The 19,032-nt window shown below is 43.4% G+C and carries 9 protein-coding genes and 1 pseudogene; 9 read left to right on the top strand and 1 reads right to left on the bottom strand.

Translation table 11 applies throughout. The features are described from left to right. Positions 1–2: 2 nt before the first annotated feature. The 7 genes and pseudogenes from MHB71_RS12220 to MHB71_RS12190 all read left to right on the top strand — a co-directional run bounded on the left by MHB71_RS12220 (position 3) and on the right by MHB71_RS12190 (position 9,286). The gene (locus MHB71_RS12220) at positions 3–1,694 is read left to right on the top strand and encodes an alpha-glucosidase (protein WP_340030168.1); all 1,692 of its coding nucleotides are present in this window, start codon (positions 3–5) and stop codon (positions 1,692–1,694) included. Between the two features lie 98 nt (positions 1,695–1,792). Continuing rightward, entirely contained in the window at positions 1,793–2,485 is a 693-nt protein-coding gene (locus MHB71_RS12215; RefSeq protein WP_340029726.1) for a metal-dependent hydrolase, read from the top strand. A 238-nt stretch (positions 2,486–2,723) separates the two neighbouring features. Beyond that, positions 2,724–4,079, top strand: coding sequence for a C4-dicarboxylate transporter DctA (gene dctA, locus MHB71_RS12210; protein ID WP_036670619.1), 1,356 nt, complete (start codon positions 2,724–2,726; stop codon positions 4,077–4,079). A 296-nt stretch (positions 4,080–4,375) separates the two neighbouring features. After that, a complete protein-coding gene (treC, locus tag MHB71_RS12205; RefSeq protein ID WP_340029725.1) occupies positions 4,376–6,097 on the top strand; it encodes an alpha,alpha-phosphotrehalase in 1,722 nt (573 codons plus the stop codon). Between the two features lie 28 nt (positions 6,098–6,125). Then, positions 6,126–8,144 (top strand): PTS system trehalose-specific EIIBC component, encoded by a 2,019-nt coding sequence (treP, locus tag MHB71_RS12200; protein WP_340029724.1) that lies wholly within the window; start codon positions 6,126–6,128, stop codon positions 8,142–8,144. 139 nt (positions 8,145–8,283) lie between these two features. Then, positions 8,284–8,717, top strand: a pseudogene (gene tnpA, locus MHB71_RS12195) (IS200/IS605 family transposase). Between the two features lie 416 nt (positions 8,718–9,133). Then, entirely contained in the window at positions 9,134–9,286 is a 153-nt protein-coding gene (locus MHB71_RS12190; protein ID WP_340029723.1) for a hypothetical protein, read from the top strand. Between the two features lie 463 nt (positions 9,287–9,749). Here the strand turns inward: MHB71_RS12190 and MHB71_RS12185 are convergent, their stop codons facing one another. Further along, a complete protein-coding gene (locus tag MHB71_RS12185; protein WP_340029722.1) occupies positions 9,750–9,875 on the bottom strand; it encodes a helix-turn-helix domain-containing protein in 126 nt (41 codons plus the stop codon). A 739-nt stretch (positions 9,876–10,614) separates the two neighbouring features. Between MHB71_RS12185 and MHB71_RS12180 the strand changes: the two genes are divergently transcribed. Together MHB71_RS12180 and MHB71_RS12175 are read left to right on the top strand one after the other, a co-directional pair. Beyond that, positions 10,615–11,880 carry an RCC1 repeat- and reductase domain-containing protein gene (locus MHB71_RS12180; protein WP_340029721.1) on the top strand — a complete coding sequence of 422 codons (1,266 nt, stop codon included), beginning with the start codon at positions 10,615–10,617 and terminating at the stop codon, positions 11,878–11,880. Positions 11,881–12,386: 506 nt separating this feature from the next. Further along, the gene (locus tag MHB71_RS12175) at positions 12,387–18,749 is read left to right on the top strand and encodes an RHS repeat-associated core domain-containing protein (protein WP_340029719.1); all 6,363 of its coding nucleotides are present in this window, start codon (positions 12,387–12,389) and stop codon (positions 18,747–18,749) included. The last annotated feature ends 283 nt before the right edge of the window (positions 18,750–19,032 follow it).

The following is a 19,032-nucleotide window of genomic DNA, read 5'->3' as shown; positions in this document are numbered from 1 at the left end:
AGGTGGGCGATATCGTTTGGTGGAAAGAGAGTGTGGTATACCAGATTTACCCGAGCAGCTTTAAGGATTCGGACGGAGATGGATATGGCGACTTGCAGGGGATCTATGAGAAGCTCGATTATTTGGAGAATTTGGGCGTAGATGTGATCTGGCTCTGTCCCATTTACGATTCACCAGGACATGATAACGGATATGATATCCGGGATTATTACGGCATTTTACGCAAGTATGGCACGATGGAGGATTTTGATCGATTATTGGCAGAGGCCCACAAGCGTGGTCTCAAGATCATGATGGACCTGGTGCTGAATCATACGTCAGATGAACATGCGTGGTTTGCCGAATCACGTTCATCAAAGATGAATCCGAAGCGGGACTATTATATTTGGCGTTCAGGAAAAAATGGGCAGGTGCCAAATAATTGGGAGTCCTATTTTGGGGGTTCAGTGTGGAAGCATGATCCTGAGACAAATGAATATTATCTGCATTTGTATTCCGAACAGCAACCGGATCTCAACTGGAACAATGCACAGATGGCAGAAGAGATGTATGAGATGGTGCATTGGTGGCTGGAAAAAGGGGTCGACGGATTCCGTTTCGATGCAGTGGCGCATATCGCCAAGGCAGAGGGTCTGCCAAGTGCCCACAACCCGCATAATCTGCCGGTGGTTCCAGCGTATCAGCTCTTTTCCAACCTGGAACAGGTACACTCCATCCTGAAGAAACTGAATAACATGATCCTGAAACCCTACGGACCCATGACAGTTGGCGAGACTTCAGGACTTGGACCTGAGCAGGCCTTGGCTTATGTGGGGACGGATCGTGATGAGCTTAATATGGTATTCCAGTTTGAGCATATGTTTATCGATGCCAAATCCTCCGGAATTGGTAAATGGAACTATAAGGAATGGAAATTGACCGATCTCAAAGAAATCATGAGCCGATGGCAAACGGTTTTACATGGTAGAGGCTGGAACGCCAATTATATGGGGAACCATGATCAGCCACGTCCGGTTTCCCGTTTTGGTGATGATGGTAAATATCGGGTGCGTTCTGCTCAGATGCTGGCGACATGGATGCTTACACTCGAAGGGACCCCCTACATCTATCAAGGAGAAGAGATCGGCATGACCAATGTCACTTTCCCGAATATCGAACAATACCGGGACATCGAGACCAAAAATTATTTCAATCATTATATTGGTCAAGGTAAATCAAAGCATGAAGTCATGCAGGCGATCTGGCTGAAGAGTCGCGATAATGCCCGCACGCCTATGCAATGGGATGAGACGGAACACGCAGGTTTTACCCAGGGTCAGCCGTGGATTCAGGTGAATGATAATTATCTTGAAATTAATGTGGCTGATGCCGAAAGTGATCCACAATCCATTTTGCATTATTACCGTAAGTTAATTGCGCTTCGCAAACAACATAAAGTGCTTATCTATGGCGCGTATGAATTGCTGTTGCCGAATGATCCGGATATCTATACCTATACCCGAACGCTGGATGATGAGCAGATGTTGGTGATTCTGAATTTCCGTGGGAATGAACCTGAGATGCACTGGCCGGAAGGTTGGACTTCCGAGCATGCCAAGCTGATCATCAGCAATGTGAGCAGACGTTATTCTACCGATGAAGGTGCGATTCAGCTTCAGCCGTATGAAGCAAGAGTATATCGTAAGCAGCGGTGACACGGAGGCTAGCGTGATTTTGCGTTGGTGAAGAGGTATGATTTATAATAAATAGTGGTTTTCAAAATAATCAAAACATATGTTGGGAGGAATCCAAGTTGTTGAATATTACGTTCCACGGTCACTCCAGTGTACAGCTGAGCACAGAAGAAAAGTCTCTGATCATTGATCCCTTCCTGTGTGGCAACGAGCTTGCCGTCACGAAGCCTGAAGATATTAAGACCGATGTTGTGTTGCTGACACATGCACATATGGATCACATCCTCGATGCTGAGCCTATTGCCAAAGCAAATAACGCCAAAGTTGTGGCTATTGTGGAATTGGCTACATATATGTCTTGGAAAGGTCTAGATACACTCGGCATGAACATGGGCGGAACGGTAGATCTTGATTTTGCTCAAGCCAAAATGATTCAGGCGTTCCATACTTCCGGGATTGTGCTCGAAGAAGAACAACGGATCATGTATGCAGGTTTGCCTGCTGGATATATCATTAATATTGGTGGTAAAACGATTTTGCATGCCGGAGACACAAGTCTCTTCGGGGATATGAAAATGATCGGTGATCGTCATGATATTGATGTAGCTTTCTTGCCGATTGGTGGACATTTCACCATGGGACCTGAGGATGCGCTGCAAGCGGCCGAATGGTTTAATGCCAAACTGACGATTCCGGTTCATTATGATACGTTCCCGGTAATTCGTCAGGATGCGGAACACTTCGTGCAACAACTGGCTGCAAAAGGGTTGGAAGGACGTGTGCTAGCCCCGGGAGAATCGATTACCCTGTGATGCACATTTAACCCCTGTTCAATAATAAATGGATTTATGGATAAAGACGAATATCACGTCAAGATAACTGACGCGATATTCGTCTTTTTTCGGTTTCAGGTTCAATTTTCACCAATAGAGTTGGTACAAATGACAAAAACATTGAAATTCCATTGTTGAACTCCCTTTTAGAATGATATAAAAAGTTACACGGAAACCAAACGGAAATCCGAATTGACCGCAAACAGGGGGAGCGTTCATGTCATTTATGAAATCATTATTTTTTCAAATTATTGTAGCGGTAATCATCGGGATTGGTGTAGGCATCCTGTGGCCGGATCTGGGTAGCTTGCTGCAACCGCTCGGAACAGGTTTCATCAAATTGATCAAGATGATCATCGCACCACTGATTTTCATGGTGATTGTGACAGGTATTGCCAAGATCGGTGATCTGAAGTCAGTAGGTCGCATCGGACTGAAAGCCATCGTGTGGTTCGAAATTGCAACTACAGTGGCGCTGGTACTTGGATTGGGAACAGCCAATCTGCTTCGCCCCGGTGCCGGAATGAACGTGGACCCTTCAACCATAGATGCAAGCGGCATTGAAGCAAAAACCAATGGTTCTGAGTTACCGCATACGGTAGACTTTATCATGAATATTATTCCGACAAGTGTTGTAGATGCCTTTGCACAAAATGCACTTTTGCAAGTACTGCTCGTGGCCTGCCTGTTCGGGGTTGCCCTGGCAGCAACAGAGAGTAAGGCAAAAGAGAATGTACTGACGCTGATTGAGAACTTGCTCGGCATTGTGTTTCGTATCATCGGTTATATCATGAAACTCGCACCGATTGGTGCATTTGGAGCCATGGCCTACACGGTAGGTGCTTATGGGGCTTCCACATTGTCTTCCTTTGGTCTGCTGATTCTGGCCTGCTACGGGGCAGCACTGCTGTTTCTGGTCATGCTGGCATTGGCTGCCTGGTGGATTACCGGGCTGAATTTCCTGCAATTTGTGAAGTATACCCGTTCTGAAGTGATGCTGGCGATTGGAACCGGGTCATCAGAAGTGGTGATGCCACGCATGATGGACAAACTTACCAAGGCGGGTTGTGATCGTGCGGTTGTGGGGCTTGTGGTGCCAACGGGGTACTCGTTTAATCTGGATGGCGCTTCCATCTATTTATCCTTGGCAACGGTTTTTGTTGCTCAGGCCGTAGGGATTGAACTGACATTGATGCAGCAGATTACGATTTTACTGGTGTTGATGTTAAGTTCCAAAGGCATGGCAGGAGTACCTGGCTCCGCATTCTTGGCCCTGTCCGCAACGGCAGTGGCTGTCAATGCTTTTCCGGTAGCAGCGGTTGCTCTGCTGCTTGGTGCAGATCGATTCATGGATACAATGCGTGTATTCACCAACCTGATGGGCAACTGTGTCGCAGCATTTGTGGTGGCAAAATGGGAAGGTCTGCTGGATCAAAAGCGAATGCGTGCCGTACTCTCTGGTGAGATCAGTGCCGCTGAACTGGAAAGGGAAGAGCAAGCTGCACTATCTCTATTGAAGTTGAATATGCAGGAAAAACAAGGGAAAGCCGTTGTTTCACCGGAGATGTCGTAAGAAGCGTTTTTGAAAATTTCAACCAAGTTCAACCCAATTAGACCGTCTGTTGCCCGCACCAATGGTGGGAAGAACAGACGGTTTCTTGTTGTCCCAATACAGATATCATTGGGTTCACGAACGCAGGTTCCAAAATAAATGTTACAGAGGAAAGATTTATGGGGAATGTGTAGAAGAGGCGGAGAATATACATATTATAGTTTCAACTTGTATATACATGTTTACTTATGTAATATAGATATGAAGTTAGCCGAGAACATCACATAAGAGCATTACAATTTATTGGAGGCGTTAACATGAGTTCTAATAACACAACTCCGTCATCTTGGTGGAAGACATCAACGGTGTATCAGGTATATCCGAAGAGTTTTAATGATACAACCGGATCGGGTACTGGAGATATTCGTGGATTAACCGAGAAGCTTGATTATTTGCAGCATCTGGGTATCGATATTGTGTGGTTGCAGCCGGTATATGTATCTCCGCAGCATGATAATGGGTATGACGTAGCGGACTATTATCGGATTAATTCGGATTATGGGACGATGGAGGATTTTGACGAACTGCTGGAAGGTCTGAAGGCTCGTGATATGAAACTGATGATTGATATCGTGGTGAATCACTCCTCGACCGATCATGAGTGGTTCCAGCAATCCCGTTCTTCCAAGGATAATCCGTATCGGGATTATTATATTTGGAAAGATCCTGCTCCGGATGGCGGTGTGCCAAACAACTGGCAATCCAAGTTCGGTGGGCCTGCTTGGCAGTTCGATGAACAGACGGGACAATATTTCCTGACTTTATTTGATAAAACGCAGGCAGATCTCAATTGGGAGAATGAAGAAGTACGCAAAGCTGTACGGGATATGATCAAATTCTGGGCCGAAAAAGGTGTGGATGGTTTCCGTATGGACGTGATCAACCTGATCTCCAAAGACCAGCGGTTCCCTGATGATGATGGTAGCGTGTCACCGGGTGATGGACGCAAATATTACACGGATGGACCGCGTGTGCATGAGTACATCACCGAGATGTACGATGAAGTATTCGGGCCTTACAACATGGTGACCGTAGGGGAAATGTCCTCCACAACACTGGAACATTGTATCCAATATTCGAACCCGGCTTCCCGGGAGTTTTCGATGACGTTTAACTTCCATCACCTGAAAGTGGATTATCCGAATGGTCAGAAGTGGGAACTGATGCCGTATGATTTCGAAGCGATGAAGCAACTCTTTAGTGAGTGGCAGACAGGCATGCAAGCTGGTGGTGGCTGGAACGCGCTATTCCTTAATAACCATGATCAGCCTCGGGCACTGTCCAGATTTGCCGATGATGGTGACTATCGTGCCGAGAGTGCGAAGATGCTTGCAACAACGATACACGGCATGCAAGGTACACCTTATGTCTACCAGGGAGAAGAGATCGGCATGCCGAATCCGGTCTGGAATGACGTTAGCGAGTTCCGCGATATCGAATCAACGAACATGTACCGTCTGCTTCAGGAAGAACGAGGTAAATCCGCTGAAGAAGCTTTCAACATTGTAAAAGAGCGTTCCCGGGACAACTCCCGCACACCGATGCATTGGAATGGAAGTAAGAACGCCGGATTTACTACCGGAACACCTTGGCTGAAGGTGGATGAGCGGTATCCTTCCATACACGTGGAACAGCAGCTGGCTGATCCAGATTCGATCTACTACCACTACCGCAAATTGATTGCCCTGCGTAAACAGGTTAACGTGCTGATCGACGGTCTGTATGAACGATTGGACGATGCACACCCGGATGTATTCGCGTACGCACGGACCAATGGAAGTGAAACCCTGATTGTTGTATCCAACTTCAGTAAACGAGACGTCACGTTCTCGCTTCCGGAAGCGGTCTGGAATGATCACATTACAGGCAAATCAGCAGAGTTACTCATAGGAAATACGGAGGCAGCCCCTGTGCTGACGCAGGAAATCTCTCTCAGTCCGTATGCATCCTATATGTGGCTTGTGCCACAACAGGACTAATCACATTTTATAAATAGGAAGTGACACTATGGCAATCGATAAAAAACAGGTTGAGGAGATCGTCCGGGCTGTCGGTGGCAAAGAGAATATTGAAGCTGCTACACACTGTGTTACACGACTCCGTTTTGCCTTGTACGATGAGAGTAAAGTGGATACTGAAAGTCTGGATCAGAATGATCTGGTTAAAGGACAGTTCTCTTCCCAAGGACAATTCCAGGTCGTTATTGGGCCTGGCCTGGTGGATAAAGTCTATGATGAGATGATTCAGATTACCGGGGGAGATCGTTCTTCCAAGGATGATGTGAAGGCGGTTGCTGGTAAAAAGCAAAATCCAATCCAGCGAGCGATTAAAACACTCTCGGATATTTTCATTCCGATCTTGCCTGCAATCATTACGGCAGGTCTTTTGCTCGGGATTAACAATATTCTGACAGGTCCAGGCATTTTCTTTGATGGAAAATCACTAGTGGATGTTTATCCAGCCTGGAAGGATCTTGCGTCCATTATTAATACGATCGCAAGTACAGCCTTCACGTTCCTGCCGGCTCTAATTGGTTGGGCAGCTGTAAAAAGGTTCGGCGGCAGTCCGCTGCTCGGGATCGTACTGGGTCTCATTCTGGTACATCCCGATCTGCTGAGTGCATATGGTTACGCTGATGCCGTGAATAATGGCACGGTGCCAACATGGAATCTGTTCGGTTGGGAGATTGAGAAGATTGGTTATCAAGGGCAGGTTCTGCCAGTATTGGTATCGGCCTATCTGCTTGCGAAGATGGAAATTTTCCTGAATAAAAGGGTACATGATTCGATTAAACTGTTGGTCGTTGCACCAGTTACGTTGCTGATTACCGGATTCCTGGCATTTACGATTATTGGACCGGTTACATTTGCTATTGCAAATGCAATTACTTCCGGCTTGATCTATGTATACGATTCATACGCGGCGCTGGGTGGTTTGATCTACGGCGGTCTATACGCTTTGCTCGTTATCACCGGTATGCATCACACGTTCCTCGCGGTCGATGTTCAGCTCATTGGTAGTCAAGGCGGTACGTTCCTGTGGCCGATGCTGGCATTGTCCAATATCGCACAAGGTTCAGCGGCACTTGCGATGATGCTTGTCCTGCGTGAGAAGAAAATGAGAGGACTTGCGGCAACGTCCTCGGTGTCAGCCTTCCTCGGGGTAACCGAGCCGGCGATCTTTGGTGTTAACATCCGTTACCGTTATCCGTTTATCTTTGGTATGATCGGTTCCGCGATTGGTGGTGTGTTGCTGACGATGAATAATGTTCAGGCAACCTCCATCGGTGTAGGTGGCGTACCGGGCTTCCTGTCGATTTTCCCTAACAAGTGGGGCATCTTCTTCATTGGCATGGCGATTGTCCTGGTTGTACCATTTGTACTGACTGTCCTTTTTGGCAGAGCCAAAATGAGAAAAGAAGATCATAATGAAAGCAATGAAAACGTTGCTGAGCCTAAAGCGGCTACATCGCAGTCTGCTTCGGGTGTTACCTCTTCAACTGCAAAAACAGATCCAAACCAGCGCACACGCAGTGCAGCTCAAGTAGGAGACGAAGCCGTGAATACACTGGAAATCATGGCGCCTTTAACAGGCCAGGCCGTGTCACTGGAGCAAGTACCAGATCCGGCTTTTGCTGAGAAACAGATGGGTGAGGGTGTAGCAATTGAACCTTCCGGCAACGTTGTTGTTGCCCCGTTTGATGCTCAGGTAGCTCATGTGATCAAAAGTAAACATGCGGTGATTCTTGAACACGCGAGTGGATTACAAGTTCTGATCCATGTCGGGATTAATACAGTATCCCTCAAGGGTGAAGGCTTCAACATGCATGTCGAAGCTGGCGAACATGTAAAAGCTGGACAAAAGCTGTTGGAGTTTGATCGTAAGGTGATTGAAGATGCGGGATACCCACTGATTACACCGATTATCATTCCAGATGGTCAAGATATGGTTGAACGGGTGGAAGTCACGACAGGTGTTGTTACATCTAATCAAAATGGTGTGTTGAAGGTTCATCTGAAAGGTTAATTGAATACAACAACAAGAAGGGGCTGCATGATGTGCAGCTCCTTTTTTGTTTAGCCAGTTGAGTTCGTGAAACGCGCGAAACAAAACCACCCGCTATGCGGGTGGAGGGATCGAGGGTTTGACCACCAAGACAAAGTGGATGTGTAAATACCACATTGTGTTCACCCCGAAGTATAGACGGAAGAAATTTATAATTAAGTGAGAAGAGATTTAATTGAAATCTTCAAACGTGTGTGTAAGTACAAAGGAGTAGAAATTATAGAAGTTCACATAATGTCTGATCATGTCAATATGTTGGTAGCGATTCCACCTAAAACTGCAGTCTCCACGTTTATGGGATATCTCAAGGGGAAAAGTTCGCTCGTGATCTTCGAAAAACATGCGCAGCTCAAATATAAATACGGAAATCGAAAATTCTAGGCTGAGGGGTACTGCGTGAGCACAGTGGGTCTAAATGAAGCAACAGTAAGAAAGTATATTCGGGAGGAAGAAGCACATGATCAGGCGTTAGATAAGCTGAGTGTAAAAGAATACGAAGATCCATTCAGTAGTAATCGGAGCAAAAAGAAGTAAAACCAGTTTGACTGGTAAGTGAAAGAGACAAAAAACAATGAGCCTGAACAGCCCTGCTGTCAGGCTAGCGTCTTTAGGCGCAGTTTTGCAACGGGGGGTTATACCCCAAGAGCAAACCACCCGTTGGACGGGTGGTCATGATTGTGAAAAGAAAACGATGCGCTATGTGTATGGTGCGGGAGAGCACCCTAAGACGGAACCAAAACAACAGGCTTCGGGCAACATCGATTACTGGACGAAGTACTAAGGAGGTCTATTGATGGCAAGTAAGTTAACGGGCAACAGAGTTTGTGAGTGATCGTGTATAATTTTACCCGAGCATCGTGAGGCTTACCTGGCTGAAATGGAGGTACAGAAGAGGCGCGGGAAACCGGAACTGGATGAACAGGAAGTACAGCTCATTGAGGAAGCGATTTTTGAATCGTAACATGAATAAAGATCAATTAACAATGACCGTGATCAATCTGTTCGACGATGAAGTTATGAGTTGGGTTGTTACATTGATCGATAAGCCTAGAAGGAGAATCAAGCTTGTACGTGGAGATGAGGATTTAAGATTGAAGAGATAATTGCAGCTACTTTATAATTAGGTTGAGCTCAAAAATTATTCCAGGGCTCGATTTCTTTCCTCTATTATATAGATTGCTTTTTTAGCAATTTTTATTTTGTGAATCCGTAATATTTGACTCATATAGCTCTAGGGGGAAGTCCCCCAATTCATCCCACAAACGTCCCCCAACTTATGAAAACAAATGATCAAATTTGAATGTGCAATTCTGTATTTATCCCTAGAAATGCCTATTTTTATTGAGTTATGCAAACATATGAAACCAACGTACATAAATGTCATGTGTACTCTCCAGGTTTGCATAGCAAACAAATTCCTTGCCCCTGTCCACCGTAGCTGTAAGAAAGGTACCGAAGCAGCTAAGGCGTCGCACCATTTACCTGCAGATACCGAAGCCTTACGACGATCCTGATACGTGCTTTGAGCTTGTTCTGCTTGATGGACATCCGCAGAAGCTGCCCGCTCTAACTCATGCAAATGGTTGAAGGATGCCGTCCCAGTTCCTTTGCGATGGCTCGTGAACTTTTACCTTGTTGGTGTAGAGTCTCTAGCTTGCTCCGTTCGATGTTGCTAAGATGTGTGTAGCTCATGGTGGATTCTCCTTGTGTGAATGTGTGGTGTAGGAACCTTCATTCTACACGAATCCGGCTATGGGCCCCTTTTATTTATTTCCAGTAGGTGTCGCACTTCATATTACAATTTGTCACATAAATAAAGTGTATACAGTATTTCCAATATAATGATAATATATATTGGTCCTAGTGGTTTCACTGAGATTTTTAAATTAGTATAAATAAAACAGGAGGCTTAATAAAAATTTACTCTCAGTATTTTGTCAGAATATTTTTTCGAAGGGATCTGAAACATTTTGATATTAATATTATAAGAAGAACATTTAGTAAACATTGAGCAACTTCATGTACTAAATCGTTCTGGAACTAGATCAACGCATTAGATGAATTAACTTGACTAAAACGGCACTGTTTTAGAAACAGATCAAATTTATTATCTTGACGAGACCGAGTCTTTGCTCCAATTAAAGTTATCTGGACCTATTTTCATAAGTGAAAAGTAGGAGTTAAGATTTATTAACGACCAAATCATATATGTGTAAGAGACTCTTAAAGTTGCCCAAAGAACGATCTAGCATTTGCTCGATAAGGATCAACTAAAGACTCGTGATGACGCAGGTTGTTCAATTTTTTTAACCAATTTGATCTCATTTCTGATCTCTAACTTAATGATCTGGATCAAACAAAAGAAGATAATTAAACTTTATGTATTGATACTAAGATTTGATTAGTAAAATAAAATGGAGGTTTATTAGTAATGAAGAAAATACGGATTTTTTTGATAATTATTATCTTTTTTTTAATTGTTAATGTGTTTCTTGTTAATCCTACTGGAAAGGCACATGCCCTAAGTAATGAAAAAGTTGGTCAAATTTCAAGTGGTTTTTCGCATACTCTCACTATAAAAGGTGGAAAAGTATACTCGTGGGGATTGAATACATATGGCCAGCTAGGAAATGGAACTAATATTAATAGTAACATCCCAGTTCAAGTAAGCAATTTAACAAATGTGATTTTTGTAGCAGCAGGAGGCAATTCCTCAGCAGCACTAAAGGAAGATGGAACAATATGGTCATGGGGAACTAATTCGTATGGCAAATTAGGAGATGGAACAACCACAAATAGTAACGTACCAGTTCAAGTAGTTGGTTTGACGAATGTTAAGGCTATTGCAGTAGCTCAAATGCATTCAATGGCAGTTAAAAAAGATGGAACAGTATGGACATGGGGAAGAAATAATGTTGGTCAATTAGGGGATGGAACAACCACAAATAGACTAGTTCCAGTACAGCTAATAGGTCTTACAGGGGTAACTGAAATTTCAGTACTGAATTTTTCAACGTTAGTACTAAAGCAAGATAAAACTGTATGGACATGGGGTGGTAAAGCACAAGGTCAATTAAAGGATTCAACACTTGTTCCCATTAGGGTAACAGGTTTAACTGATGTACGTTCAGTGTCTTCGGGAGGTAATTATGGAATTGCTATAAAAGAAGATGGGACCGTATGGTCCTGGGGGGATAATTTTTATGGTCAATTAGGCGATGGAACAAAAATTGCGCGCCCTGTTCCAGCACAGATTAATGGATTGACCAATGTAAATGTAGTAACTGCGGGGCTATATAGAGCATATGCAGTTAAAATAGATGGATCAGTTTGGTCTTGGGGGCAAAATGCAAATGGTCAACTTGGTGATGGAACTAAGATTGATAGAGCGGTTCCAACACTAGCAACTAATTTGAGTAATGTTAGTATTGTAGTTGCTGCACAGTCCTTCTCAGCAGCCATATTGAAGAATAACAGAATAATTTCATGGGGATATACAAGGGACGGTGTGTTGGGAGACGGAATAATTTACGAAGATTTGTATACTTTAATACCTAAGTATGTTAATTTCACAACGAAAATAAAATATTTTTATCATTCGAACAATCGAATTGATTACATTTTAATTGGTGATATAAAATACTTATATATCTACGATGCGAACGGAAATCTTACTTCTGTACAAAAAGTTGTTTGAATTTTATTTTGAGTATACACTCTTTTTTTGCACAGATAGATTAGAGTTAAAAGATGTGGAATAGGTAGAACAAAGAAATTGGGTACAGACAGGTCAAGAGATTTCTTGTCCTTGGGGAAGTACAGCTACAGTTGAAGGTGCGACGATTACGTTGACACGGTCTTATGAAACGAGTTCCTGGATTTGTCCATCACCGAATAAATCTAAGGCGAATTATGCGTGTACTATGTCATGGGTATATTATTATTATGGTTCTATAACTTTACCTGCATCAGACACTCGTAATTATGCCCAAGTGTATTCAGGTACAGTAACAAAACCAGTGAAAAAGATAGCATATACTTATGCTTATAATTCTTCAGGGCAGCTTACGAGCATCCTCTTTGAATCAGGCAAAAAGATTAGTTATGCATACGATAAAAATGGAAATTTGAAAAAATACTGTAGTCAATTCATAGATTATAAGCACATTGTAACTACTAATTATTGAACGGAGCGAAATCTAGTTGAAACATTCTAAAATGAAGAAGTTTATGAATATCATTCTTATCTTTTCAGTAGTGTTAGGTCTTTTCGGAAACTGGATACCAGCGACTACATATGCAGAAGAACAGAAAGACCAAGATGTTTCTATAGGCCAAAATCCATCTCCACTGGAGTCCCTTTCTCTTATTGCAGAGCAGTTTGACAGGACAGAAGGTTTTATCCAGGGCTATCTGGATCAAGGTTATACGTTGAATGAAGTGATTTCAGCTCTTTATAAAGCTAGAGACGAACAAATTGGATTCGACGAAGCATTGCAAGCCGTACGCCCACAGGAAGTTAATGAATCCGCTACGGTCACGAGTGACGTTTATTCAGACCCTGTTTTAGTTGAAGAAACACCAATCACGGGTGTGGAAGCCGATCAATCCAGCATTATGCAGCGGTATGAAACGTTCGCAGTTGAAGAGGAACTGACTGCCCCGCCAGATACAGACCTTGAGAAAGAAAACGAACCGAAAGAAGAGGAAGACAAAAGCGCTGAGGATGAGGGAAAAGAACAGGTTGATCCAGATGATCAATCGGAAGGTGAAAATGAGTCTGAAGGAACTGAAGAAACAGCACCACCGACAGAAACTACAACTGATGATGACACCGCACCTCAAACGAATCAGGATGTAGGTCAAGAACCGACAGAACCTTCTTCAAGCGAAAACACTTCTACCCTTGAAGGAAAGCCGGCTGCTAAGACCAAGGAAACACCATCATCACAAGGAAGTGCAGTAAGCACATCTCCTACGTCGATGGAATCGAAGTCAGAACCGAAGAATATCTCGGAAAAAGTATCAAAATCTGTGCCTGAAAAGGGACAGGTTAAGGAGAATAATGATGCTTTAATTACGAATAAAAAGCAATCCGAGTCATCATCACAATCGAAGCAAAAATCAAAATCAGATGTAAAACCACTTGCAGGACAAACGAGTGTCCCAGATCCAGGGAAACATATTGCTGAAAAAGCACCAGTCTATAGTAAAAAGTCGTTTAACGAGGCTCCTTATACCGTGGGTGAAAACGGAGAAACCATTTCAACGATGAGTGGTGGCCTTATGTTGGAGCATGTCGATGCGTCTTTGCCTGGACGTGCAGGGATGTCCTTTTCATTGGAAAGGCAATATAACTCGAATTCAGCCCAGTTTTATGATCCGGCCGTGGGAACGAATACATATGAGTATCCGGTCTACAATTATTTTCTCACCTACCAGGCAGTGAAGAAAAAAATTATTACCAAATATCATGTTAAATATAAACTTAACAAGTGGGTTCAGGAAGACTACAATGGCGATGGTCTCAAAGATAATGACACGATTGTAGTGGAAACGCCGACTATCCTGCAAGGTACATATACGACCGAAGCCGATGCTCGGAAAGCGGCAAGTACTCAAATCGCATTTTGGAATCCATCGGAAAGCCGTACCGAGCAACAAACCCGTAGTGGAAGTCTGAGTAGTCTACCTTCGAGTATAAGTTACAATCAGGGTGGATTTAGCGGTACTCTAAACAAATCAGGCAGTGCTCAGGTCATTTCTGGCCAATATCAATCTGCACGTACAATTACTGCTCCAACGCAGACTTGCACGAACTCCATTCCAGGAAAATATGACTCCAAAGGTGTCTGGACTCAGACGGGTTCAGGTAGCCCATGTCCAGATACGAAAACAGCGACCGTCGAGGGCAAAACAATTACGCTTACCCGTTCTTCGGTAACGGCTACGAAAGCTTGTCCATCACCAGATAAATCGGTAGCGAACTATGTGTGTACTAAAACATGGGAAGCACGTTATAACGGGTCTGTATCCGTTCCAGAATCAGACACCCGAGTATATTCTCAATCTTATGTCGGAAGTGTCGTTAAGCCTGGGCAATACTCTCAACAACGTTATGATTCTTGGATTGCAGGTAAGGCTCCATATCAGTATCGTTATGCTTATTCCGTGCGAGAGCAGCCTTGGGTAGAGCAGGAAGTAACAGAAGGTCCAGCTGAATCGATCACGCTATACACCGATGGTACACCTGATTGGTCAGCAGTTAACGTTTTGAAAAATAACGTAAATAGTAATGCTGGAATAGGGATCTCTACTTCAATGGATAGTAGTTACAACTATTATCTTGCTTCTAATCCATCTGCTGAGATACGAGCTTATCAAGTGGGTAGTAACTTTGATGTCACATACTATAACAAAACGGTTCCTGCCGCTGCGGACAAACGAGCACCACTAGGCAAAGGATGGTCTTGGAAACTACCATACATTGAAACTGAAAATAGCAAATCGTATATGGTCATGGCAGATGGCGGCCGCTACGAAATTGTGGGTAATACGCTTAAAGGGTATGACTGGGAAGGCATTACCGTGAAACCGGATACCTCAGTAATTTTAAATGGAGAAACCTCATCTCTCGTTGTGACATCTTCAGACGGATTAACCAAGCAATATTTTTCTGCGGATGGACGTCTACTCCAGATCTCCGATGGACAGAAAAATGATGTTCAATTTCTCTATGAAAATAACTCGGTGTATAACAGCAAATTGTTAACCCAAGTGAAGGACGCTATAGGTAATACGATTCGTATCAGTTATACGTCTTCATCTGTAACAATAGTACAGGGAAATCGTACAGTCACATACAATAAACAGACGAAAAATGGTATAGAATTGCTTGATTCTGTCATTGATCCGCTAGGACGAAAAACGACGTATTCTTACAAACTGGCTGATGCCAAGTTTAACCTGCCTGGATTTAGCCCTGAACGTGCGGCGCTTAATCCGTATGCCTTGCTTACATCTGTACAACACAACACGGGTGCCAAAACGTTCTATGAATATGAGAACGGAGCGGTTAAACGATACATTGGAGAAGATTCTTTCAATGATGCCTATCGTGTGCTTTCTCGTAAAGATCAGATTACGTATGAAAATGGATCAACAGAGGACTACAACCGTCAGACGTATAGCTACACCTCAGATATAGGGGCAACCTTTTCAAAGGACACAACCTTTGCTGTCTCTGTGAGTAATGGATTAACCAACACACAATACAACTACCGTAAAGATTTTATTAACAATGACACACCAGCCCAGTTCTATCTGGACGGAAGCATTGTTAGTGCAGAGGGTAAGACACAAACAACAACGAATACTTATGGTAAAACCGTCAAAGGACGTGGTTATGCTGCACCAACACCAACGGTAACCACAGTAACGGATAACCAAGCTAAGGACGTCTTAACAACCATCTTACAGTTGGATGACTACGGTAATATCACTTCAGTAACGGATGCAACAGGACGCACTACTACCAGTACGTATGATGATACAAGACACTGGTTAACGAGCGTAACCGATATGGTGGATGCGACCAACAAGAAATATACGGCACTTACACGGGATAATGTCGGTAATATCAAGCAAATCGTAAATCGTACAGACAATGCCAGTGGTGAACTGTTAACACAGGCTGACTACACCTATGATACTTATGGCAACTTGTTAACTCAACGAATCTCGGATGGCAAACAGGAACGAAATGCTACACTGGAATATGATAGCCGTTATCAAAAGGCATTTCCCACTCGTCTAAGCATGATGGTGACCGATGTGGATGGCAAAATAACACCAGTAAGTACATCGTCAGAATATGATATGACTACCGGTGATTTAATCTCATCCACGGATGCGGAGCAGCGTACAACCAAGTATCGTGTGGATGCGATTGGTCGTACCATTGAGGTGACGCAAACGGATGAAACTAAGCTCCGTGCGGATTACGATGATATTAACAATACGATCAGAGTTACGGATGAGCTGGGTCAACAGCGATTGAACAAATGGAATTCACTTGGTCAGGCCATCGAGAGCGGTTATTTCTCAGGGAACAGTTATGTGGCATCTCAGCGTACCGGATATGACCCATATGGTCGACCTGCTTGGACAGATGATGCACTGGGTAATCGCATACGTAATACGTATGACAACTGGAGCCGTGTGGTGATGATAACCGGAGCCGATGGCACGTCCACATCCATGAAATATGATGATGTGGCCCGCACAGCGACAAGTACCGATGCCGAAGGTTACATGCAAGTTGCTACTTACGACAAGTGGGGCAAAGGCATCAAAACGGAAGAGAAAACACAGCTTGATCAGGTTCTCCGAATACTGGAGAAAAATAAATACGATAACATCAGCGGTCAACCGCTGGAGAAAACGGATGGCAATGGGAACGTGACTGCATTAAGTTATGATGTCTTGGGCCAGCTTCGCCAAGTGACCGGCGCCAATGGAGAACAGACGCAATACAGCTATGACATGGCGGGTAATCTACTCAAGACAATTGATCCAGCGGGTAACATCAAAGAGAACACGTATGATCAGCTCAATCGCCGTATCCAGACGAAGGACAAGTCAGGAAATAGCACGAGGAGTTATTATGCACCTGGTGGCAACCTTACTAAATATGTTGACCGTAATGGTAACGAGTTCACATATGAATATGACCTACGAGGTAACCTAATCCGTAAAATCAGCTCAGATGAAACAATCAGTTTCGCTATCGATGCCGTAGGTAAACGTATAAGCATGACGGATCGCACGGGCACTACGGGGTATGAATATGATTCGGCAACGGAGCAATTGACACGCTTGACTTATCCGGATGGACTTACAACCGAGTTCACCTATGATCTGAATGGTAATCGCACGGAGATGAAGGAGCCGTTTGGAAATATCGTCTACTACACGTATGATGAGATGAACCGAATGAAATCTGTCGGTACGGTGAAGGACGCACCTGATGCGCAGTACACATATTATCAAAATGGTCTATTTAAATCGTCTCAATCACAAAATGGTGTAAATAATCACAAAACGTATAACGGTCTTGATCTGGTGGGGCTGGAGCAAGTGCGAGACCAAGAATCCTTGGGTTTGTACAACTACAGCTATGACAACAACAAAAATATTACGAAGCGTCTACAGCATGGTGTACAGGATGATTTTAGTTATGACCAGTTGGATCGGATTGTAACGGCAAGTGGTAATAACGAGCAGTACACTTATGATAAACAAGGCAATCGCCTAACGATGCAGTCGGACAAAGAAGTTAACGCGGTGAACAGTGAGTATCAATACGATACCCGCAACCGTTTGAGTCAAGTCACCACAGACACGACAAAAGTCGGATACCAGTACAACGGAAACAATTTGCTTGTTGAGCGTACTGAAAATGGTGTGACTACTCGGTACTATTATGATGATGGCGCACAGATTATTGCTGAAGCTGAAGTACGAAATGGTAAGCCTGAGCTAAAAGCTACCTATATTCGTGGAGCGAGGCTGGAAGCAATTGTATACGCTGATGGTAATAAGGCTTACGTTCAAACCAATGGGCATGGAGATATTGTTGAACTGCGAGATGAGAATGGAAAACTACTGAATCAGTATGATTATGATATCTGGGGAAATATTCTTTTCAAAGAAGAGAATGTCCACAATCCATTTCGTTATGCGGGTGAACTATGGGATGATGCGACCAACCTACAATATCTGCGAGCACGTTGGTATGATCCAGCAATGGGACGTTTCATTAACGAAGACAGTTATGAGGGAGAGCTTGATGAGCCCCTTAGTCAAAATTTGTATTCGTATGTTGAGAATAATCCGTTAACCAATTGGGACCCCACAGGCAATTGGTCGACAGGGCTTACTGCTAACTGGACAATTAATGAAATGAAATTGCAATGGGAAAAAGCTAAAGCGGCTAAAAATACTAAAAGTATGACGTATTGGTCAAATGAAACGAATAAATTAAGAAATCAATTAAGAGCTTCGGGTGTGTCTGAAGCAAATATAATGAAGTCTTCTGACAGTTCAATTCCAGAAGCTGTCGTAAAACAAATAGCAGGTCAAGGTGTTGAAGCCTGGGCGAAGAGTGATCCTATAGGATTTGGTATTTATTTTAAAACATCTACTTTTCTTGTTCCTTCAAGTAAAATAGATGTTGCTTTAGCAGCACTTGGTCCTGTTGGAAGAGCAATGAGATTGGAATTTAGATCAACCAGTCTTCTCGATGAACATTTTCAAAAACATGTAATTGAGAGACGTGAATTTGGTCCTATAACCAAAGCGGCCTATTTACAAGGAGCGAGAGACCTTTTTGGCACTATTGCCGATGGAACTAATATTCTTACTAAAACTCGATTGAGCGATAGAGCAACACTGATTTATAATAGAAATACAAATGAGTTTTTATCAATTTCCAGAGATGGATATATTAAAACGTACTTTAAACCCTCTGGCGGATTGAGATACTATAATAATCAGGGAAATTGAGGTGGGAAAATGTATACGTGCCCAGTTTGTGGATATCAAGGACTTGATGAGCCGCCCTATGTTGACAATAATCCGTCTGCAGGGAGTTTTGAAATTTGTAGTTGCTGCGGTTTTCAATTTGGGGTAGATGATTTGGACAGTGGAACTACACATGAAGAACATCGCCGCCAATGGATTGAGTTGGGGACTCCATGGTATTCTAAATACACACCTAAACCATCAAATTGGAATTCGGAAATTCAGCTCTTGGAAATTGGAATCAAAGTGTAAATTTATTAAAACT

The organism is Paenibacillus sp. FSL H7-0940, from assembly GCF_037979415.1.
Taxonomy (GTDB): domain Bacteria; phylum Bacillota; class Bacilli; order Paenibacillales; family Paenibacillaceae; genus Paenibacillus; species Paenibacillus amylolyticus.
The sequence above is the reverse complement of the archived record's forward strand: the minus strand, read 5'-3'. Positions and strand labels throughout refer to the sequence as shown.